General features: G+C 73.2%; 20 protein-coding genes and 1 pseudogene. 13 read left to right on the forward strand and 8 right to left on the reverse strand.

Annotated features, from left to right (window positions below; all coding sequences use genetic code 11):
• The first annotated feature begins 246 nt into the window (after positions 1 to 246).
• From Cs7R123_RS17575 to Cs7R123_RS17595, 4 genes are all read left to right on the forward strand, one after another.
• Positions 247 to 903 (forward strand): ferritin-like fold-containing protein, encoded by a 657-nt coding sequence (locus Cs7R123_RS17575; protein ID WP_244871882.1) that lies wholly within the window; start codon positions 247 to 249, stop codon positions 901 to 903.
• Positions 904 to 1,203: 300 nt separating this feature from the next.
• Positions 1,204 to 2,886 (forward strand): DEAD/DEAH box helicase, encoded by a 1,683-nt coding sequence (locus tag Cs7R123_RS17580; RefSeq protein ID WP_212827819.1) that lies wholly within the window; start codon positions 1,204 to 1,206, stop codon positions 2,884 to 2,886.
• Positions 2,887 to 3,090: 204 nt separating this feature from the next.
• Complete coding sequence (locus Cs7R123_RS40220; RefSeq protein WP_244871883.1) at positions 3,091 to 4,023, forward strand: biliverdin-producing heme oxygenase; 933 nt, start codon at positions 3,091 to 3,093, stop codon at positions 4,021 to 4,023.
• Between the two features lie 53 nt (positions 4,024 to 4,076).
• Positions 4,077 to 5,156, forward strand: a complete 1,080-nt coding sequence (locus Cs7R123_RS17595; protein ID WP_212827821.1) for a hypothetical protein — start codon at positions 4,077 to 4,079, stop codon at positions 5,154 to 5,156.
• A 26-nt stretch (positions 5,157 to 5,182) separates the two neighbouring features.
• On the opposite strand, the gene Cs7R123_RS17600 is transcribed toward Cs7R123_RS17595, so the two are convergent.
• The gene (locus Cs7R123_RS17600; RefSeq protein ID WP_212827823.1) at positions 5,183 to 6,334 is read right to left on the reverse strand and encodes an SAM-dependent methyltransferase; all 1,152 of its coding nucleotides are present in this window, start codon (positions 6,332 to 6,334) and stop codon (positions 5,183 to 5,185) included.
• Between the two features lie 74 nt (positions 6,335 to 6,408).
• On the reverse strand, positions 6,409 to 7,050 hold the full coding sequence (locus Cs7R123_RS17605; RefSeq protein ID WP_212827825.1) for a DUF4190 domain-containing protein: 642 nt from the start codon (positions 7,048 to 7,050) through the stop codon (positions 6,409 to 6,411).
• An 88-nt stretch (positions 7,051 to 7,138) separates the two neighbouring features.
• Here Cs7R123_RS17605 and Cs7R123_RS17610 point away from each other — a divergent pair, with 88 nt between their 5' ends.
• Positions 7,139 to 7,906, forward strand: a complete 768-nt coding sequence (locus Cs7R123_RS17610; RefSeq protein ID WP_212827827.1) for an SDR family NAD(P)-dependent oxidoreductase — start codon at positions 7,139 to 7,141, stop codon at positions 7,904 to 7,906.
• Between the two features lie 89 nt (positions 7,907 to 7,995).
• Here the strand turns inward: Cs7R123_RS17610 and Cs7R123_RS17615 are convergent, their stop codons facing one another.
• Positions 7,996 to 8,973, reverse strand: coding sequence for a DMT family transporter (locus Cs7R123_RS17615; protein WP_212827829.1), 978 nt, complete (start codon positions 8,971 to 8,973; stop codon positions 7,996 to 7,998).
• Positions 8,974 to 9,052: 79 nt separating this feature from the next.
• On the opposite strand from Cs7R123_RS17615, the gene Cs7R123_RS17620 reads away from it, so the two are divergent.
• From Cs7R123_RS17620 to Cs7R123_RS17640, 5 genes are all read left to right on the forward strand, one after another.
• On the forward strand, positions 9,053 to 9,781 hold the full coding sequence (locus Cs7R123_RS17620; protein WP_244871885.1) for an HAD family hydrolase: 729 nt from the start codon (positions 9,053 to 9,055) through the stop codon (positions 9,779 to 9,781).
• Positions 9,782 to 10,026: 245 nt separating this feature from the next.
• Positions 10,027 to 10,515: a hypothetical protein gene (locus Cs7R123_RS17625; RefSeq protein WP_212829235.1), complete on the forward strand. Its 489-nt coding sequence runs from the start codon at positions 10,027 to 10,029 to the stop codon at positions 10,513 to 10,515.
• Positions 10,516 to 10,581: 66 nt separating this feature from the next.
• The gene (locus Cs7R123_RS17630) at positions 10,582 to 11,832 is read left to right on the forward strand and encodes a magnesium transporter MgtE N-terminal domain-containing protein (protein WP_212827831.1); all 1,251 of its coding nucleotides are present in this window, start codon (positions 10,582 to 10,584) and stop codon (positions 11,830 to 11,832) included.
• Between the two features lie 10 nt (positions 11,833 to 11,842).
• Positions 11,843 to 12,355 carry a DUF1003 domain-containing protein gene (locus Cs7R123_RS17635; protein WP_212827832.1) on the forward strand — a complete coding sequence of 171 codons (513 nt, stop codon included), beginning with the start codon at positions 11,843 to 11,845 and terminating at the stop codon, positions 12,353 to 12,355.
• 199 nt (positions 12,356 to 12,554) lie between these two features.
• Complete coding sequence (locus tag Cs7R123_RS17640; RefSeq protein ID WP_212827833.1) at positions 12,555 to 13,700, forward strand: Mrp/NBP35 family ATP-binding protein; 1,146 nt, start codon at positions 12,555 to 12,557, stop codon at positions 13,698 to 13,700.
• A 303-nt stretch (positions 13,701 to 14,003) separates the two neighbouring features.
• Here the strand turns inward: Cs7R123_RS17640 and Cs7R123_RS17645 are convergent, their stop codons facing one another.
• Complete coding sequence (locus Cs7R123_RS17645; RefSeq protein WP_212827835.1) at positions 14,004 to 14,429, reverse strand: hypothetical protein; 426 nt, start codon at positions 14,427 to 14,429, stop codon at positions 14,004 to 14,006.
• A gap of 65 nt (positions 14,430 to 14,494) precedes the next feature.
• Complete coding sequence (locus tag Cs7R123_RS17650; protein ID WP_212827837.1) at positions 14,495 to 15,769, reverse strand: S1C family serine protease; 1,275 nt, start codon at positions 15,767 to 15,769, stop codon at positions 14,495 to 14,497.
• Positions 15,770 to 15,849: 80 nt separating this feature from the next.
• Between Cs7R123_RS17650 and Cs7R123_RS17655 the strand changes: the two genes are divergently transcribed.
• Positions 15,850 to 16,464: an O-methyltransferase gene (locus tag Cs7R123_RS17655; RefSeq protein ID WP_212827839.1), complete on the forward strand. Its 615-nt coding sequence runs from the start codon at positions 15,850 to 15,852 to the stop codon at positions 16,462 to 16,464.
• On the opposite strand, the gene Cs7R123_RS17660 is transcribed toward Cs7R123_RS17655, so the two are convergent.
• The gene (locus Cs7R123_RS17660; RefSeq protein WP_212827841.1) at positions 16,461 to 17,924 is read right to left on the reverse strand and encodes a M17 family metallopeptidase; all 1,464 of its coding nucleotides are present in this window, start codon (positions 17,922 to 17,924) and stop codon (positions 16,461 to 16,463) included. The genes Cs7R123_RS17655 and Cs7R123_RS17660 overlap by 4 nt on opposite strands.
• 250 nt (positions 17,925 to 18,174) lie before the next feature.
• Complete coding sequence (locus tag Cs7R123_RS17665) at positions 18,175 to 18,342, reverse strand: DUF3117 domain-containing protein (RefSeq protein ID WP_120317235.1); 168 nt, start codon at positions 18,340 to 18,342, stop codon at positions 18,175 to 18,177.
• Positions 18,343 to 18,631: 289 nt separating this feature from the next.
• Between Cs7R123_RS17665 and Cs7R123_RS17670 the strand changes: the two genes are divergently transcribed.
• Together Cs7R123_RS17670 and Cs7R123_RS17675 are read left to right on the forward strand one after the other, a co-directional pair.
• On the forward strand, positions 18,632 to 19,429 hold the full coding sequence (locus Cs7R123_RS17670; protein ID WP_212827843.1) for a PaaX family transcriptional regulator C-terminal domain-containing protein: 798 nt from the start codon (positions 18,632 to 18,634) through the stop codon (positions 19,427 to 19,429).
• Positions 19,429 to 20,214, forward strand: a complete 786-nt coding sequence (locus tag Cs7R123_RS17675) for an enoyl-CoA hydratase-related protein (protein ID WP_212827845.1) — start codon at positions 19,429 to 19,431, stop codon at positions 20,212 to 20,214. Before Cs7R123_RS17670 ends, Cs7R123_RS17675 begins: the two co-directional genes overlap by 1 nt.
• Positions 20,215 to 20,251: 37 nt before the next feature.
• Here the strand turns inward: Cs7R123_RS17675 and Cs7R123_RS17680 are convergent.
• Positions 20,252 to 20,440 (reverse strand): annotated as a pseudogene (locus Cs7R123_RS17680) (hypothetical protein); the annotation flags it as partial.
• Between the last annotated feature and the right edge of the window lie 20 nt (positions 20,441 to 20,460).

Below are 20,460 nucleotides of genomic sequence, written 5' to 3' on the forward strand. Positions count from 1 at the left end.
CGCCCGCCTGCGCGGGCGCGGCGATCGGCTGTGCTGTCTGCGCCCCGCCTTCGCGGGGCGCGGCGATCGGCCTTTCAAGCCGACCGCATCGGCGCGGCGCTGCATCGCTTCGCGATGTCACGCTTCTTCACCGATGCGGTCGGCGGCCGATCGCGGGTCGGTGGCCGGTCTGCGGTGGTGGCCGGTGTGCGGCGGTGGCCGGTCACGAGGTGTGTCGCTCATCATGTCGCGACATATACTGCCGCGGTGGCGGCTGATGCTGGTGTGATCGATCTGCTGGGCATGCTCGCGTACGGCGAGCTGCTGGCCTTCGACCGGATGGCCGCCGACGCCCGGCTCGCACCCGACCTGCGCCGCCAGGCGCTGCTGGCGCAGATGGCGGCCGCCGAGATCGGCAACTACCGGCGGCTGGCCGACCGGCTGACCGCGCTGGGGGCAGACCCGCAGGACGCGATGGCCCCGTTCACGGCGGCGCTGCGGACGTACCACGACAACACCGAGCCCGCGGACTGGGCCGAGGCGCTGACCAAGGCGTACGTCGGGGACGGGATCAGCGACGACTTCTTCCGCGAGGTGGCCCGGCTGGTGCCCGCCGCGGCGCTGTCCGACGCCGACCGCGCGCTCGTGCTCGACGTGCTGCACCACGACGACTACGCCGTCTTCGCCGCCCGCGAGATCCGCGCCAGCATCGCCGCCGAGCCCGTCCTGGCCGACCGCCTGTCCATGTGGGCGCGCCGCCTCGTGGGCGAGGCGCTGTCGCAGGCGCAGCAGGTGGCCCAGGAGCGCACCCCGCTGGCCTCGCTGCTGCTCGACGGGGACGACGGCGAGGCTGTGGAGAGCCTGTTCGGGCGCCTGACGAGCGCTCATACGACCCGGATGACGGCGGTCGGCCTCAACAACTGACCGATTTGCGTGTGATATCCCACTAATCTGCGGTCAATCGGCCCGCACCAGGTGACCAGACGCGAACGTGGTCGTACGATAGGTGAGCTGACATGGGCGAGCGCCCATGTCATCGCGTGTGCGGCGCCGCGATCGTCAGCGGTCGTGCCTGTGGATCGGATTCATCTCCGCCTCCGCCAGCAGCGCCCCGCGTTTCGTGACTGAATAAGCGCCCTTCGATGAACTGGGCGTACCGACATCCGCAGCACGGCCGCCGCCCGGTAGCCGCAGCGGATCACTGAGAGGGCACCCCAGCACCCGATGACCGACATCACGAACAACAGCACACCCACCCTCGCGCCCACCTTCGCCGAGCTCGGCGTACGCCCGGAGACCGTGGCCAGCCTGGCCGCGATGGGCATCGAGCGCGCCTTCGCCATCCAGGAGTACGCGCTGCCGATCGCGCTGCGCGGCGGCGACATGATCGGACAGGCGCCCACCGGCACCGGCAAGACCTTCGGCTTCGGCATCCCGCTGATCGACCGCGTGACCGCGCCCGGCGAGGGCGAGGGCGCCGGCGCGCCGCAGGCGCTCGTCGTCGTGCCCACCCGCGAGCTGGGCCTCCAGGTCGCCAAGGACCTCGCCGGGGCCGGCAAGTCCCGTGGCGTGCGCGTGCTCGCCCTCTACGGCGGCGTCGCGTACGAGCCGCAGGTCGATGCGCTCAAGTCCGGCGTGGAGATCCTGGTCAGCACGCCCGGCCGCCTGCTGGACCTGTGCAAGCAGAAGCACCTGAAGCTCGACAAGGTCCGCGCGCTCGTGCTCGACGAGGCCGACCGCATGCTCGACCTGGGCTTCCTCGACGACGTCGAGAAGATCCTGTCGATGCTGCCGGTCGAGCGGCAGACCATGCTGTTCTCGGCGACCATGCCCGACCCGATCGTGGCGCTGTCGCGCCGCTTCCTGCGTACGCCGGTGACGGTGCACGCCGGGCACACCACCGAGCCGGGCGTGAGCCCGCAGACCAAGCAGGTCGTCTACCGCACGCACCAGCTCAACCGGCTGGAGCTGCTGGCCCGCGTGCTCCAGGCCAACGGCCGCGGCCTCACCATGATCTTCACGCGCACCAAGCGCAACGCCGACCGCGTCAGCGAGGACCTGGACTTCCGCGGCTTCGCCGCTGCGGCCGTGCACGGCGACCTCGGCCAGGGTGCCCGCGAGCGGGCACTGCGGGCGTTCCGCGCCGGCAAGATCGACGTGCTGGTCGCCACCGACGTCGCCGCGCGCGGCCTGGACGTCTCCGGCGTCACCCACGTCATCAACTACGACTGCCCGGACGACCCGGAGACGTACGTGCACCGCATCGGCCGCACCGGCCGCGCCGGAGCCACCGGTGTCGCGGTGACCTTCGTCGACTGGGAGGACATGCCCCGCTGGCGGATCGTCGAGAAGACGCTCAGCCTGGAGCTGACCGGTCCGGACGGCCCGGTCGAGACATACCACACCTCGCCGTGGGTCTACTCAGACCTGGACATCCCCACCGACATCACCGGCACCCTGCCCAGCGCGCAGCGCTCCCGGGCCGGGCTGTCGGCCGAGGTGGAGGAGGACCTGGGCGGCAGCCGCAGGGGCGTGCGCAACAAGCGCGGCCCCGCCGAGCAGGCTGCTCCCCCGCGTGAGCGCAGCCCGCGCCGCCGCCGTCGCCTCACCGACGAGGCGGACGTCGAGGCCGTCCCGGCCGACGCCGAGGCGTCGGACCCGGCCGAGGAGGCCGGCACGGCCGACGGCACCAGCCGCAGCCGCAGCCGGCGTCGCCGCCGTCGCAGCGGTGCCGCCGCGGCCGCCTCGGTGACGCACGAGCACGAGGGCAGCACCGAGCCGGCGCCGCCGCGCGAGCCGACGCTGGTCGTCGAGTTCTCCGACAACGCGGCCCCGGCCGACCCGGCGGAGGCGCCCGCCCGCTCGCGCCGTCGCCGTCGCCGCCCCACCACCACGACCACCGACTGAGGCGAGGAAAGGCACCTTCCACTCGCCGTACGCGGTAGAAGGTGCCTTTCTTCACGCTTGCGCACACGATGACGCCTTCCAGCCGGTAGAACCGGCTGGGGGGCGTTTTCTCGTGGGTACGGACGGACGGGGCGGGCGTGTACGGACCGAGGGTCAACCAAAAGTTTGAGGTTAGGCTTACCTTACTAACGTATGGTCCAGCCCATGAGTGAACCCTTCTCCGCCCGCCTGCGCACCGCCACCTGGACCGACCACAAGGCGGCCGAGCAGACGACGTTCCTCGACGACCTCACCCGGGGCCGTCTGCCGCTGGCCGCGCACGCCGCCCTCACCGCCCAGCACCACCTGATCTACGAGGTGCTGGAGGAGGCGGCCCGCCCCTGGGCCGGGCACCCGGTCGCCGGGGCGTTCCACCACGACGGGCTCACGCGCCTGCCCGCCCTCGCCGCGGACCTGGAGTTCCTGCTCGGCGCCGACTGGCGCGACGCGCTCAGTCCCGTGCCCGCCACCGCCGAGTACACCGCACGCCTGCGCGAGACCGCGTTCACCTGGCCCGGCGGCTACGTGGCCCACCACTACAACCGCTATCTGGGCGACCTGTCCGGCGGGCAGTACGTCGCCCGCGCCCTGGCCCGCGCATACCACCTCGACGGCGACGGCCTGCGCTTCTACGACTTCACCCCGCTCGGCGACCTGGACGCGTTCAAGAACGGCTACCGCGCCGCCCTCGACGCCGCCCCCTGGGACGGCGCGGAACAGGAGCGGATCGTCGACGAGGTGCGGCTGGCGTACCGGCTCAACACCGAGGTGCTCGCCGACCTCGGCCGGGTCCACCCCAACCCGTTCCCGCCCGAGGTCATCGCGCAGATCATGCGGCACATGAACGACGACCACGCCGGGGACTCGCTGCTCATCTGCCGCGCCGCCCTGCCCGAGCACACCCGGCCCCAGGCCTCGGCCGCCGTCATGTCCGGGATGGACGCCGTCGGCCTGGAGTTCCGCGCGGTGGTCGACGGGGTCGACACGCCGATCCGGGTCCCGTTCGCGCAGCGGCTCACCGAACGGGCGCAGGTCCGCGTCGAGGTCACGCGGCTGTACCGCGAGGCGTGCCAGGTCCTGGGCGTGCCAGCGCGCTAGCGGTACGCCGTCGCTGACCGTCCCGGCGTGCCCGGTCGTGGAAGACTGGGCAGGTGGAGACGGCTCACGAGGTACTCGTCGCGCTGGCCAGGCGATACGCCTTCGCAGAGGTCGCCGCACTGGTCTCGGCCGGTGCGGCGCTGACCGTCCACGACGTGGCGAGCGTGCAGCAGCTCTGCGCGTTCGGCCAGCGGCTGCTGGACCTCGACGCGGAGGACTTCGGCGAGAGCAACGCGGCGGCCGACGCCAACACCGAGCACGCCGTCGCCGACACCGTCGACGGCGACCAGGTGCCCGAGCCGCTGCGCGAGCGCGCCCTGGCCTGCCGGATGCCCCAGGCGCCGCGCGAGCAGCACCGCGGCGCCCTGGGCAGCATGCGCCCGGCGTACCGGCTGCTGCTGGAGGTCATCGGCGCCCGGTTCGACCGCGGCGAGACCAATGCGGTCGTCGCGGGCGTGCACATCGCCAGCGAGTACGCCGCGCTGCTGGCCTGGGAACGGGTCCTCAAGCACGCCGCCGACCCGGTGCGCATGCCCGCCTCGGTCGGCGGCGACGGCAGCGCCTGGGGCGACTTCGACGACCGCGAGTGCCCGCACACCAAGCCGGAGAAGTCCGCCGCGCGCCGCGCCCTGACCGTGGCGCACGAGAACACCGCCGGCTGGCGGGCGTACCTGGACCGCCAGCACTCCAACACCGCCCACGCGCTGTCGGTGTGCGCGGTCGGCTGCCACCGCCGCTGCACCGTGTACAGCCGCCTCGACGCACATCAGGCCGAGGTCGTCACGTACGGCTGCCGCCTGGCCGAAATGCTCAACGGGTCGGCGGTGGTGCGGCTGCGGCACAGCGCGCCGGTCGGGCACGGGTTCGGTGTGCCGTCGCGGCGCGAGCTGCTGGAGGCGTGGGGGCGTACCCGGGCGTCGCTCGCCAAGATCGCACCGGCGATCGGCGAGGAGGACGGGTTCGCGCTGCCCGGCTTCGCGACGCTGGTCTCGGAGCTGGCCGGTGAGCGGATGCGGCCCGACACGCTGCTCGCGGACACCGCGACCGCCCTGGCCGCCGCCCTGTCCCCCCGGGCCACCGCCACGGTCCCGGCCCCGCAGACACCCGCGACGGCCCCCACCAGCCTGTCCTGACCAGCCCTCCGGGCCGGTCGGCGCGGTCAGGACGGGTCGGTGAGCAGGGTGGCCAGGTGGGGGTGGATGTGCCACTGGTCGAGCAGGCTGTCCAGGTCCGGGTCGGCGGCAGGGGCCGCACCGGTACGGCGGGCACGGATCATCGCGTTGCGCGGGGTGTGCGCCGAGTCGATGAACTCCACCACCTCCACCGCGTACCCGTGCCGCCGCAGCAGCGCCGCGCGCACCGTGTCGGTCAGCACGTCGGCGAAGCGCTCCCGCAGGATGCCGTGCTCGGTCAGCATCGCGTACGCCCCCTGCGGCGGCCGCTTGCGCAGCTGCCGCGAGATGTCCTTGTGGCAGCACGGGGCGGCCAGGATCCACCGGGCGTCCCAGGTGATCGCCCGCGCCAGGGCGTCGTCGGTGGCGGTGTCGCAGGCGTGCAGCGCGAGCACCACGTCGGCGGTGTCGACCGGCGCGTCGGCGATGCTGCCCGCCACGAAGGTGACGTGCTCCTCCCAGCCGAGCCGGCGGGCCAGCGCGGTGTTGCGTTCGCGCTGGTCGGGCCGGATGTCCACGCCGGTCAGGCGCACGTCGACGCCCTGGCCGGACAGGTAGCGGTACGCCGCGAAGGTCAGGTACGCGTTGCCGCAGCCGAGGTCGACCACGTGCAGCGGCCGGGGCAGCTGCTCGGGATCGGGCAGGGTGGCGGCCAGCGCCCGCAGGAACGCGTCGACCTGGCGGCGCTTGGCGGCGTCGCCGCCGATCACGTCGTACAGCGGGTCGCCGGGGTCGATCAGGTGTTCCTTGGCCCGGTCGTGGCCGGTGCCGGCCGGTGGCGCGACGGCGGCGCCCCGGTGCAGCACGGCGCCCTTCTTGGTGGCCTGTAGCCGCAGCGAGCCGTGGCCGGTCTCCACCACCCAGCTGGCGAACGGCTCGGCCAGCAGCTCGTCGACGCGGGCGGCGGCCTCGTCGCCGGGGGCGAGGTTGACCGTGGTGGGGCGCTGCCCGTCCTCGGTGACCAGTTGCAGGCGGTCGCCCGCTTTGAGGGTCACCGGCCGCAGCGTCGCCTTCAGCACCGCCGGGGCCTGCCCGCGGCGGGCGCCGCTGGCCGTGGCCCGGACCAGGTCGGGTCCGAGCAGCAGGTCGCGTACCTCGGCCAGGGCCTGTACGAGGGTTCCGGAGGGTGCAGTCGCCATGCCTCAAGCATGCGCGATGCGCCCCGGCGGTCGCGGGCGGGCGTGGCAGGCGCCACGCCCGCTTCGCACCGGCCTCAGAACGTCGAGGGGTCGGAGGTGTAGTCGGGCATCTGCGAGATGTAGTAGAAGAAGATCACGATGCCGATCGTGGCGAGCAGGCCCAGGCCGGTCAGGATCCAGCCGACGATGATGCCCGCCAGCGCCATGCCGTCGCCGTCCTCGCCGTTGGCGCGCAGGCGCTTGCGGGCGACGTGGCCGAGGATCGCACCGATCGGGCCGATGATCACCCCGGGCGCCATGTAGACGAAGCACGAGACGAAGAAGCCCGCGATGGAGACCACCAGCGCCGCGATCGCCATGCCGTTGGTGCGCCGCTGCACGTACGCGTAGCCGTACGGGTAGGCCTGGTAGCCGGGCTGGGGATAACCCGGCTGGGCGTAGCCGGGCTGGGGATAACCGGGCTGGGCGTAGGTGGGCTGGCCGGGCGGGTACTGGCCCACGACCGTGGCCGGGCCGGACTGCGGGGCGCCCTCGGGCGCGGCCGGGAAGGCGCCTGCCCAGGTGCCGTACGGGTTGGCGGGCTGCGGGGCGGCCTCTGCCGCCGCGGGGGCGGGGGCACCGGCCGCATCGCCGAACGTCAGCGGCACAGGCTCGGGGAACACCGGCGAGGAGCCGGGCTCGGGGCTGGGCGGCGGGGACGCGGTGGGGTCGCTCATCGCGGGAACTCCAGGTAGAGAGAGGTCCCGTCAGAGTAAGGGGTGTTGCCTACTAGCGTCAGCTCGGACAAACCGGCAGGATCGAACCATGAACGAGCGGATGGATCCCTTCCGGCTGGACGGCCGGATCGCCCTGGTCACCGGCGCGGGCAGCCCGCACGGCATCGGCTTCGCCACCGCTCGCCAGCTCGCCGCGCTCGGTGCGAAGGTCGCCGTGGTCTCCACGACCCGGCGCATCCACGAGCGCGCGGGAGAGCTGGGCGTGCTGGGCTTCGTGGCCGATCTCACCCTGGAGGAGGAGGTCGGCGCCCTCGCCGACGCCGTCACCGAGCAGCTCGGCGACGTGGACATCCTGGTCAACAACGCCGGCCTGACCAGCCGGGCCATGCCCGAGGTGATCCGGCCGGTGGCGCAGCTGTCCTTCGAGGAGTGGCGCGCCGAGATCGACCGCAACCTCACCACGGCCTTCCTGTGCAGCCGGGCGTTCCTGAGCAGCATGTCGGAGCGCGGCTGGGGCCGCATCGTGAACCTGTCCGCGACCGCGGGCCCGGTCAACGCGCTGCCCGCCGAGGCGGGCTACGCCGCGGCCAAGGCCGGGGTGCTCGGCCTGACCCGGGCGCTGGCGATGGAGCTGGTCGCCGACGGCATCACCGTCAACGCGGTGGCGCCCGGCACCATCCACACCTCGGCGTCGACCCTGGTCGAGCTCAAGCAGGGATACGAGACCCCGATGGGCCGCCCCGGCACCCCGGACGAGGTCGCGGCGACGATCGCGTTCCTGTGCTCGCCCGCGGCGGGATACATCACGGGGCAGATGCTCGTGGTCGACGGCGGTCAGAGCGTCCGCCAGGGCTGAGCTCTGCTGTCGGCGCCCGCCTCCGCGGGCGCGGCGATCGGCCTTTCAGCCGACCGCATCGGCGCGTCGCTGCATCGCCTTCGGCGATGTCACGCTCCTTCACCGATGCGGTCGGCGGCCGATCGCGGGTCGGTGTCTAGGTCGAGCGGGTCTGGCGTTGGGGGTACGGGGGTACGGCGGGCGCCCAGCACGACTAGGGCCACGCCGCTGACCAGCAGGATGATGCCGGGCCAGGCGGCGGGGCGAGGTGCCTGGCCGAGCCAGGCCCAGCCGAGCAGGGCGGCGCCGGGCACCTCCAGCAGCACCAGCACGCTGATCGTGGTCGCCGAGATCTTGTGCAGGGCGTAGTTGAGCAGCGAGTGGCCCAGCAGCTGGGCCCCGCCGGTGAGCGCCAGCAGCGCCAGCCAGGTCGAACCGGCGTACCCGGACAGCGGGACGCCGAAGATCAGGCAGACCGTGAGCAGCAGCAGCGCGCAGACCGAGTAACAGACGGTGGTGTAGGTCGTGGTGCTGGTCTGGGCGCGTGCCTTCTCGCCCAGCGAGGTGTAGACGGCCGCCATGAGCCCTCCGACGACGGCCAGCACGTCGCCGAGCAGCGCGGTGTGGCCGCCGCTGGTGAAGTCGACGCCGGCGGTGAGCGCCGCCCCGGCCACGGCGGCGCCGATGCCGCACCAGGTCCAGCGGCCCAGGCTGCGCCCCTGGCCGAGCGCGATGAGACCGGCCCACACCGGTTGGGTGGCGACCAGGGCGGTGGCGGTGGCGACGGTGGTGAGCTTGGGCGCGGGCACCCAGGTGGCGAAGTGGGCCGCGAGCGCCACCCCGGCCAGCAGGCACCAGCGCAGCGCGCCCTTGGCCCGCAGACCGCGCAGCTCGTCGCGGCGGCGTACGGCGGCGACGGGGGCGAGCGCGCCGACGGCCAGGGCGTTGCGCCAGAAGGCGATCGCCAGGGCGGGGGCCGCGGCGTACGCGATGAGCGCGCCCGACGAGGAGACGGCGATGATCGCGACCGTCACGGCGGCGATGGTGAGCGTGTCGAGCCTGGGGCGCACGTCGCCCGATCCTGCCATACCACTCTGTGCGATCTTGTGGACACTGTGAGCGATCATCCTATGTCATTCACGTGACCGTATGATTACTCTCAACCGAATGGATCCATACCATTCGGTTTATCCCGGTTCCCCGCGCGCGCTGCTGCTCGACTTCTACGGCACGCTGACCAGCGCCTGCACCCGCGGCCCGGCACACGATCTGGTGCCCCGCCTGCTGGGCTGCGATCCGGCCGAGTACCGGGCGGTGCTCGACACGTCCTTCTACCCCCGCTGCCGCGCCGCCTACGGCGACGCGCTGGAGACCCTGCGCTGGATCGCCGACGAGCTCGGCGTCGCGCCCAGCGCCTCCCGGCTGCGGGCCGCGCAGGCCGCCCGGCTGATGGCGGTACGCGCCGACACCCGGCTGCGCCCCGAGGCCTTCCCCACCCTGTGGCAGCTGAGACGGCGCGGCGTCCGGCTCGCCGTCGTGAGCGACTGCGCCTGGGAGCTGCCCGAGATCATGCGCAGCCTGCCGATCACGCACCTGATCGACGCGAAGGTCTTCTCCGTACACGTCGGACACTGCAAGCCGCGTCCGGAGATGTACCTGACCGCCTGCGAGCAGCTCGGCGTCCACCCGCGGGACTGCGCGTTCGTCGGCGACGGCGGGTCGCGGGAGCTCAGCGGCGCGGAGGCGCTGGGCATCCGGGCGATCCGGCTGTCCGCCCCCGACCTGGTCGACCACCTGGTATTCGCCACCGACGACGCCTTCACCGGCCCGGCCGCCCCCACCCTCCCCGCCGCCACCGCCCTCGCCCTCGCCCCCACCCCCGCCACCCTCCCCTGACCCACCCGCCCCCATAACCGCCCCCGCCCCTGCCCCACCAGGGCCAGCCGGGCCGGGTGGGCCAGGTGGGGCCGGGCCGCGTGGGCCGGGGCGGGGCGGGCCGGGGCAAGTTGCCGGGCAATCGGGCGTATCTTGCGCCCGCATACGCCCGATTGCCCGGCAACTTGGGACCGGACCGGACCGGAACGGCGCGGGGGCGGGCGGGGTGGGCGGGGCTGGTGTCGGGTGGGGTGGGGCGGGTGAGAATGGTGGGCATGACCGATCCGTTGGTGGAAGAGGCCGGGAAGAAGGCCGCGATCGCGTGGGTGGCCGTGGCCGGCGGCCCCGCGTACGCGCTGTGGTGCCTGCCCCAGGACGGCCGACTGCACGTGGTCCTGGGGCCCGGCGAGCAGTCCGCGCCCGGACTCGCGGAGGCCGGGTCGGCCACCGTGACGCTGCGCGGTGACCACGGCGGCGCCGTGGCGACCTACCCGGCGGCGGTGGAGCGGATCGGGCCGCAGGACGAGCGCTGGGCGTCGGTCGCGGTGACCATGGCGGGAAAGCGCCTGAACGCGCCCGGCACGGCCGAGGCCCTGGCGGCGCGGTGGGCGGACGAGTGCGTGCTCCTGGCGCTCAGCCCGGCGGGCGAGCCGGTGCCCCGGGGTGACGCATCCGAGCGGGCCGAGGTCCGGCCCACCCCGGCGGCCAACGCGACGCGCAAGCCGTTCCGGCTGCACCGGGTACGCCGCCGCTGAGGCTGCCGCGCCACGGGGCTGGTGGAACGCCGCCAACCATGTGATAAATACGCATAACATGCCAATATGGCCACGGTGACCAGGGTCTTCGTCGCCCGGCTCGCCGGCCTCGCCGTCTTCGACCCGAACGGCGACCAGGTGGGCCGGGTCCGCGACGTGGTCGTCCGGGTACGCAGCACCCATCCCCCGCAGGTCGTCGGCATCGTCGCGGAGATGCCGCTGCGCCGCCAGATCTTCCTGCCCATCGGCCGGATCACCGGCATCGACACCGAGAGCGTGGTGCTCAGCTCGGGGCAGATCAACCTGCGCCGGTTCGCCAAGAACGCGACCGAGCTGCTGGTCCTGGCCGACCTGCTGGACCGGCGCGTGACCACGCCCAACGGCAGCGTGGCGATGGTGGTCGACGTGGCGATGGAGTCCGACCGGGCCGGGGAGTGGCAGCTGGGCCGGGTCGCGGTGCGCGACGTGACCAGCCGCCTGGGCCGGCGCGGGCAGCTGCACCAGTTCGAGTGGGAGGAGCTCACCGGCCTGATCGATCCGTCGGTGATCCAGGGCACGGCCTCGCTGCTGACCGTGCTGGAGAAGCTGCGCCCCGCCGACCTCGCCAGCGCCCTGCAGGACCTGCCCGACCAGCGCCGCCACGCGGTCGCCGCCGCCCTGGACGACGAGCGCCTCGCCGACGTGCTGGAGGAGCTGCCCGAGCACGACCAGGTCGACATCCTGGCCCGGCTGGACCGCGAACGCGCGGCCGACGTGCTGGAGGAGATGGACGCCGACGACGCCGCCGACCTGCTCGCCGAGCTGCCCCCGGTCGAGCGCCAGCTGCTGCTGGACCTGATGGAGCCGGAGGAGTCCGCCCCGGTCCGGGCCCTGATGCACTACCGGCCCAACACCGCGGGCGCGCTGATGACCAGCGAGCCGGTGATCCTGACCCCGGACGCGACGGTCGCCGACGGGCTGGCCCGCATCCGGGAGAAGCACCTGTCCCCCGCGCTGGCGTCGCAGGTGTTCGTGTGCCGGGCGCCGATCGACACCCCGACCGGCCGCTACCTGGGCACGGTGCACTTCCAGCGACTGCTGCGCGTGCCGCCCTCCGACCTGCTCGGCGGGGTGCTGGAGCGCGACATCGCGCCGCTGCCGCCGGACCTGCCGCTGGCGGAGATCACCCGGCGGATGGCGACGTACAACCTGGTGGCGATCGCGGTGGTGGACTCGGCCGACCGGCTGGTGGGCGCGGTGACCGTCGACGACGTGCTCGACCACCTGCTGCCGCGCGACTGGCGGGAACGGCACGAGACCCCGCGGAGCCCGTCGTGAGCGGGGCGCGATGAGCGAGCGCGGGCGGCTGGACCAGCCGCGCGACGCCAGCGGGGTACGGCTGCCCCGGCTCGACCCGGAGGCGTTCGGCGACTTCGCCGAGAAGTTCGCCCGCTTCATGGGTACGGCCAAGTTCATCGTCTACATGACGATCTTCGTGATCGTGTGGATCCTGCTGAACCTGATCGGCGTGTTCGGGATGCGCTGGGACCCGTACCCGTTCATCCTGCTCAACCTGTTCTTCAGCACGCAGGCGTCGTACGCGGCGCCGCTGATCCTGCTCGCGCAGAACCGGCAGGCCGACCGGGACCGGTTGACCCTGGACGAGGACCGCCGCCGCGCCACCGCGCAGAAAGCCGACACCGAGTTCCTCGCCCGCGAGATCGCCTCGCTGCGGATGGCGCTGAACGAGGTCGCCACCCGCGACTACATCCGCTCCGAGCTGGCCAAGCTGGCCGAGGAGCTCGACGACGCGGCGCAGCGCCGCCACCAGCTCGAACAGCGTGGCAACCGGACCGCGTGAGGGGCCGCCGCTGCGGGCATGGAAGGGGCCGCGCGCCGCAAGGGGCATGGCGCGCGGCCGACCCCATCGATCCTGCCACGCCGCGCGGTTTAGCTCATCCGGTACGCGAGAATCACTCAGCCGTACGCGGGAATGTTGCGCATGCCACCGCGCCCACCGGATGGGCAGTGATGATCAATACCGCGGGTAGCATGGGCGCATGTCCGCCGCTGCTGTGAACACCGACGAGCAGGCCGTCCTCACGGCGCTCGCCTCCGTGAACGACCCGGAGATCCGCCGTCCCATCACCGAGCTGGGGATGGTGGAGTCGGTCAAGGTCGACTCGGGCACGGCGCATGTCCGCATCCTGCTCACCGTCGCGGGCTGCCCGCTCAAGGACACCCTGCGCACCGACATCACCGCCGCCGCGACCACGGTCCCCGGCATCACCGCCGTCGAGATCGACTTCGGTGTGATGAGTCCCGACCAGCGCCAGGACCTGCAGAAGCGCCTGCGCGGCGGTGCCGCCGCCGAGCCGGTGATCCCGTTCTCGCAGCCCGGCAGCCGCACCCGCGTGTACGCGGTCGCCTCCGGCAAGGGCGGGGTCGGCAAGTCCAGCGTCACCGTCAACCTGGCCGCCGCGCTGGCCGCCCGGGGCATGTCCGTCGGCGTCGTCGACGCCGACATCTACGGCCACTCGGTGCCGCGCATGCTCGGCGTGGAAGGCCGCCCGACCCAGGTCGAAGACATGATCATGCCGCCGCAGGCGCACGGCGTGAAGGTCATCTCCATCGGTATGTTCACCAGCGGCAACGCCGCCGTCGTGTGGCGCGGGCCGATGCTGCACCGCGCCCTCCAGCAGTTCCTCGCCGACGTCTACTGGGGCGACCTCGACGTGCTGCTGCTCGACCTGCCGCCCGGCACCGGCGACATCGCCATCTCGCTGGCCCAGCTGCTGCCCACCGCCGAGATCCTGGTGGTCACCACGCCGCAGGCCGCTGCGGCCGAGGTCGCCGAGCGCGCGGGTGCCATCTCGTTGCAGACCCATCAGCGCCTGGTCGGCGTCATCGAGAACATGTCCGGGCTGACCCTGCCCGACGGCACCGTCCTTGAGGTGTTCGGTTCCGGCGGCGGCCAGACCGTGGCCGACTCGCTGACCCGCCTCACCGGCGCGCAGGTGCCGCTGCTGGGCCAGATCCCGCTGGACACCGGCGTACGCGAGGCCGGCGACGACGGCACCCCCGTGGTGCTGAGCGCCCCCGACTCCCCCGCCGGCAAGGCCCTCAACGCCATCGCCGACCGCCTGGCCGTCCGCCGCGACTCCCTCATCGGCAAGTCCCTGGGCCTGTCCCCCGCCCGCAAGTAGCCCGCGGCCCAGTTCCTCCCGCAGCCTGCCCGGCATGATCGTCGCCTGCGGTCCAAACCTGTGCCCCACGGCCAGGTCCTGACCGCAAGCGGCGATCATGCCTCCAGGCTGGCCGCGGCGACCATGCCTGGCAGCCGACGGGCACGGCGCTGGCCGCGGCGATCCTGCCCGCGGGCTGGCCGGTTTGATCGCTGTCTGCGGTCAGGAAACGGCCTTTGGGCGCGCTATTCGACCGAAAACGGCGATCACCGTCGGGGCAAACCCGGGTGATCGCCGTTTCAGGTAGCGAAGGGGACGACGGGGTCAGGTCGCGTCGTCGAAGTTGTGGACCCGCGGGGCGGGGGCGGCGGGGGTCGCGGCCACCTCGGGCGACGGGGTAGTCGAGGTCATCGCGCTGATCGAGGTGCGGGTCTCCTGGGCGGAGCGTTTCACGCCGTCGACCTCGTTGCGCAGGTCCTGGTAGAGACCGGTGAGCGGGTTGCGCAGCGCGGCCTCGTCCTCCTCGCTGAGCAGGTGCTTGCGGACGAACGCCTTCGGGTTCAGGTCCTCGATGCGGATGTCCGTGCCGAGCTCGCGGCTGAGGTCGCCGGTGGCGTTGGTCGCCATGGCGCGCAGGTTGCGCAGCATGCGCATCCCGTCCTGGATGACCTTGGGCAACTTCTCGCCGAAGATCAGCAGGGCGAGCAGGAGCAGCCCGATGAACTCCCAGCTGTTCAGGTTGTCTAGCACTGCTGCCTCCCGACTGAGTTCCGCATCGGCAAGGGTACGTCTGCCCCAGCCCGGCGGGCCACCCCTCAGTCGGCGTCAGCGACGAGGGTCACCGACGTATCGTGCCTGGTAGACCCTCGTTTATAGGTCACTTTGACCACGTCACCCGGTGCAGCTTTCCGCACAAGTGCGATGAGATCCGTGGGCTCGCTGACGACGTGCCCGCCGTAGGCGACCACCACGTCGCCGGTACGCATGCCCGCTTCGGCGGCCGGCCCCAGGGACACCACCTGCCCCAGCTTCACCCCGCCCGCCGGGCCGCGGAACGAGTCCTCCAGCTCGGCGCCGATCACGGTCCGGTGCGCCCGGCCCTCCGCGATGATCTCGTCGGCCACGCGGCGGGCGTGGTTGATCGGGATGGCGAAGGCCAGGCCGATGTTGCCCGCCGAATCCTCACTGCCCGCCATCGACTTGATCACGGCGTTGATGCCGACGACCTGCCCGGCCGCGTCGACCAGCGGGCCGCCGGAGTTGCCGTGGTTGACCGCGGCGTCGGTCTGGATCGCCGCGTAGTAGCGGGTGGTGCCGTTGTCGGCGGCGGTGGCGATGGGCCGGTCCAGCGCGCTGACGATGCCTGCGGTCACCGTGCCGCGCAGCGCCAGCGGCGAGCCGACCGCGACCACCGCGTCGCCCACCGCGACCGTGTCCGAGTCGCCCAGCACGGCGGGTGTCACCTGGTGCTTGCCCTGGATCTGGAGCACGGCGACGTCGGACTCGGGGTCGGAGCCGACCAGCTTGGCGGGTGAGGTGCTGCCGTCGTCGAAGATCACGGTGGCCACGCCGGAGCCGCCCGAGACCACGTGGTCGTTGGTGACCACGTATCCGGAGGAGGTGACGACGAAGCCGGAGCCCAGTGAGACGCTGCCGTCGACCGGCACCCGGACCGTCACCACGCTGGGCAGGACCATGCGGGCGACGGCGGCCAGGGAATCGGGGGCGCGCTGCACCGGCGAGCTGCCGGGGGCGCCGAGCACCGAGCGGACCGTGACCGGATCGTCGCTGAAACGTACGCCCATCGCGCCGCCGAGCACTCCGGCGAGCAGCCCCGCGAGCACCGCCGCTCCGGCGACTGTCCACAACGTACGACGTCGGGTATGGTCGGGCTCGGCCAGCGGCTCGGGCGAGGGCTCGTGCGTCCGCTCCACGGGCGGCGTCAGCGTCGCCGGCGAGTGCGGATCACGCCACGGATCGTTGAGCGCATCGGACCACCAATGCGACGCCGGTGCGACAGCCGGCGGCGTGCTGCGTGCCGCCGCGCGATCCTCGTCATCCGGTCGGCGATAAACCCAGCCGTCGGTCACTGACCAGCCCCCCGTCCGTCCCCGGCTCCAGGATGGCACGGTTCTAACGTGAAAAATCACTGTTCGCGGAAGGTGCGCACATGACGACGCTGCAGCGCCAGCCTGGACCCGCTTCGGACTTCCCGGGGTCTTTCGTCCCGGAGGACCTGATCGCGCAGACGGCCCGCGGGCTGGCCGTGGAGGTGGGCCTGCAACCGGTGTCCCCGGCGGTCGGCGCGGCGCTGCGGATGCTGGCCGGGGCGTGCGGCGCCCGCGCCGTGGTGGAGATCGGGACGGGCACCGGGGTCAGCGGGCTGTGGCTGCTGCGCGGCATGCGCCCCGACGGGGTGCTCACCACCATCGAGCGGGAGTCCGAGCACCAGCGCATGGCCCGGCGGCTGTTCGTCGAGGCGGGGTTCCCGGCCTCGCGCACCCGGGTGATCACCGGGCGGGCGCTGGAGGTGCTGCCGCGTCTGGCCGACGGGGCATACGACCTGGTCTTCGTCGACGCCGAGCCCACCGAGTACGCGTCGTGCGTGCACGAGTCGCTCCGGCTGCTGCGCCCCGGCGGCCTGGTGGTGCTGCACGGCGTGCTGACCACCGGCCGCGACGTGTTCACCGTACGCGAGGTGGCCCTGGCCATCCGGGACGACGAGCGCTGGCAGCCCGCCGTGCTGCCGATCGGCGAGGGCCTGCTCGCCGCGGTGAAGGCCTAGGCCGCGAGCCCCTGCAACCAGCGGACCAGGGTGCGCACACCCCAGCCGGTGGCGCCCTTGACCAGCTCGCCGTCGGTGCCGCCGCTCCAGGACGGGGCCGACATGTCCACGTGCAGCCACCGGTCGCGCAGCGGTCCGGCGAACTCGCGCAGGTAGAGCGCGGCCGTGATGGCGCCCGGGTTGCCCGCGGCGTTGTTGAGGTCCGCGATCTCGGCGGCGACGTCCTTGACGTACTCGTCGGCCAGCGGCAGGCGCCAGACCAGCTCGCCCGCCTGCGCGGCGGCGGTGCCGATCCCGGCCACCAGCTCCTCGTTGTCGCTGAACACCGCGGCGGTCTTCTTGCCCAGCGCGACCCGCGACGCCCCGGTCAGGGTGGCCAGGTCGAGCAGCAGGTCGGGCTCCAGGCGGGCCACCGCGTACGCCATCGCGTCGGCGAGCACGACCCGCCCCTCCGCGTCGGTGCTGTGCACCTCGGAGGTGAGGCCGCCGTAGTGGGTGACGACGTCGCCGGAGCGCCAGGAGCTGCCGGAGACCATGTTCTCGGCCAGCGGCGCCAGCACGGTGACGCGCACCGGCAGGTCCAGCTCGGCCGCGGCCAGGATGGTGGCGCAGACGGTCGCGGCGGCCCCCATGTCCTTGCGCATCAGCTGCATGGCCTCGGTCGGCTTGATGTCGATGCCGCCGGTGTCGAACGTGATGCCCTTGCCGACCAGCACCACGTGCCGGGTGGCGCCCTCGGGCGCCCAGCTCAGCTGGAGCAGGCGCGGCGGCTGGGCCGAGCCGCCGCCGACGGCGAGGATGCCGCCGAAGCCCTCGGCCGCGAGCTGGTCCTGGTCGCGCACGGTCGCGGTGACGCGGGCCCCGGTGCGGGCGAGCACCTGCTCGACGAACCAGGCGGGGGTCTTGAGCTGCGACGGGGTGTTGGTGAGGTCCCGGGCGAAGCGGGTGAGGTCGGACACCGTACGCGCGGCCGCCAGCGCCGCCTCGCGCTCCGGCGTGGCCGCCACCGCCACGGTGACCTGGGCCAGCTTCGGCGCGGCGTCGGCCTTCGGCTCGATCATCGCGAACCGGTACGACGCCAGCCACAGCCCCTCGGCCAGGCCGCGCAGGGCCGCGTCGGTGAGCTCGGCCGGGGCCAGCACGGTCAGCTCCGCCTCGCGGACGGCGGCACGGGCCAGCGCCGCGCCGGCGGTCCGCCAGCCGGCCTCGTCACCGGCACCGACGCCGACCAGCAGCAGCTTCGACGGCTGCCGCAGCGGGCGGGGCAGCGACTGCACCGAGCCGGCCGCCCCCTTGTGCTCGGTCTCGGCCAGGTAGGCCGCCGCCTCGGCGGCGACGTCGTCGGGCAGCAGGCCAGGCGTGATCGCGACCGGCGCTCCGCCGTCCGCCGCCGGCACCGGGACCGCCACGCAGCCCTGCGCCGACTCCGGTCGCGCGCCACCGAGTCGAATGTCGATCATGATTCGCACCTCCACCGCCACGTAACCAGCCGCCTGACCCTACCGCGTTCCACCCGGCCACCGGCCGCGGCCGAGGCGGAACGCCGCCGCCAGGTCAGGCAGCGGTTTCGGGGCAAAGGGCGAGGTGCCGCGCGCTCGCGCGCGGCACCCGGAGCACAGTTGCCGTGGAGGGGGCGAGCCGACCGGGAGCGCCGTCGGCACGGCGGCGGACCCGGGCGGGGGGTGTGCCTTGCTTGTTACTGAGCCGTCGTCAGCCGACGGCGAGCTTGAGCGCCTCGCCCAGGGCAGTGGCCTCGTCTGGTGTCATCTCCACCACAAGCCGCCCGCCGCCCTCCAGCGGCACGCGCATGACGATTCCCCGGCCCTCTTTGGTGACCTCCAGCGGACCGTCGCCCGTCCGCGGCTTCATCGCCGCCATGTGTGTCTCCCCTCAGACTTGCCAGACCTGCACCCGGGTTGGAATGCAAGACTTCGGCGGGCCTCCCCGCCTTGCAACGCCCGACATCCGGCCTGGCGGACCTGCCCGAAGGCTGCCCGTCGCGGCCGCGCGCCGTCGTACGCTGTCCGGCACCCGTCACGGTTGGGTGAGCCGTGCGTGGGTGCCGACCAATGATTTTCCCTGATGGACCACGCGAAGCCCAAACCGGGCCGGTCACGTTGTGACATCATCTCGCCACCACAGTTCACATCTGTCACAATCACCCCTCATGCAGGCCCGTTCCGCACTCTTCGACCTCTACGGTGATCACCTGCGACAACGTGGCGGAAGGGCGCCGATCGCGGCCCTGATCCGGCTGCTCGCGCCGCTCGGCGTCGCGGCGCCCGCCGTCCGTACGGCGGTGTCCCGGATGGTGCGACAGGGCTGGCTCGCGCCCGTACGCCTGCCCTCAGGCCCCGGATACCAGCTGACGCCGCGCGCGGTGCGCCGCCTCGACGAGGCCGCGGCGCGCATCTACCGCACCGGCCGGGGCGGCTGGGACGGCCGCTTCGACCTGATCGTCGTCGCGCTGCCGGAACCGGCGGCGCTGCGGCGCACCGAACGCGACCGCCTCGCCGCCGACCTGGCCTTCCTCGGGTACGGCCGCCTGGAGCAGTCGGTCTGGATCGCCGCCCGCCCGGCCGGGGAGGCCGACCAGCTCCTCGTCGACGCCGGGGTGCGCTTCGACCGGTTCTCGGCGACCCACACCGGCGGCGACTCGGCCGCGATGATCTCCCGAGCCTGGAACATCTCCGCCGTCGGCGCCGCATACTCAGGGTTCGTGGCACAGCTCACTCCGGCCGTCAGCGCCGTCACCAGGCTCACCGACGACCGCAGCGCGTACGCGACCCGCTGCGCCCTGGTCCACGCCTGGCGCGCGTTCCTCTTCCGCGACCCCCAGCTGCCCGCCTCCGTGCTGCCGCCCGACTGGCCCGGCACCGCGGCGGCCGCGTTCTTCGACCGGCACGCAGCCCGGCTGCGGCCCGCCGCCGACCGTTTCGTCGATCACTGCCTCAGGGAGAACTGATGTCCGCACCGCTGCTCGTCGACCGCACCGACGGCGTCGCCACGGTGACCATGAACCGCCCCGACTCGCTGAACTCGCTGGACGTGGCGCTGAAGGAGGCCCTGCGGGACACCTTCCTGGAGCTCGCCACCGACGCGACCTGCCGGGCCGTGGTGCTCGCCGGTGCCGGGCGGGCCTTCTGCGTCGGGCAGGACCTGCGCGAGCACCTGTCCGCGCTGGAGACCAAGGCGCCGCTGGACACCGTGTCCGAGCACTACAACCCGATGGTCACCGCGCTGGCGGCGCTGCCGCAGCCGGTCGTGGCCGCGGTGCGCGGCGCCGCCGCGGGCGCGGGTGCGGGCCTGGCGTTCCTGGCCGACTTCCGCATCGGCGGGCCGTCGACGTCGTACCTGATGGCGTTCGCGCGGGTGGGGCTGGCGGCCGACTCGGCGGTGTCGTGGACCCTGCCGCGCCTGGTCGGCCACGCCAAGGCCACCGAGCTGCTGCTGCTGGCCGAGCCGGTCAGGAGCGAGGAGGCGCACCGCCTCGGGTTGCTGACCCGCCTGCTCGACTACGACGACGACGTCCTGCCCGCGGCCCAGGAGCTGGCCGCCCGCCTGGCGGCGGGGCCTTCCGTGGCGTACGCCCAGATCAAGCGCGAGCTGTTCGAGGGCGCCACCGGCACCCTGGCCGACGCGCTGGCGGTCGAGCTCGCCGCCCAGACCGCCGCCGGCAGCACCACCGACCACCGCGAGGCGACGAACGCCTTCGTCGAGAAGCGAACCCCGCGCTTCGAGGGCCGCTAGCAGCACAGGCGCCCTGCGCGGGCAGGGCGCCTGCGGCTCAATCCTCTTCGGGGTCGAGGGGGGCGGGGCCGTCGGAGACGTAGGCGGTCATGGCGAGCTCGTCACCTGCGGGGGACACGAAGGCGGGCAGTTCGGCGGGGCCGAGCTCGACGACGTACCGCCAGAACTCGGCGACCGCCTCGGCGGGCGTGGCCGCCTCGATCGGCAAGGACACGCTGACCAGCCACTCTCTCTCCACAGCCTCAT

It is taken from the genome of Catellatospora sp. TT07R-123 (assembly GCF_018327705.1).
In the GTDB taxonomy this organism is placed as follows: Bacteria; Actinomycetota; Actinomycetes; order Mycobacteriales; family Micromonosporaceae; genus Catellatospora.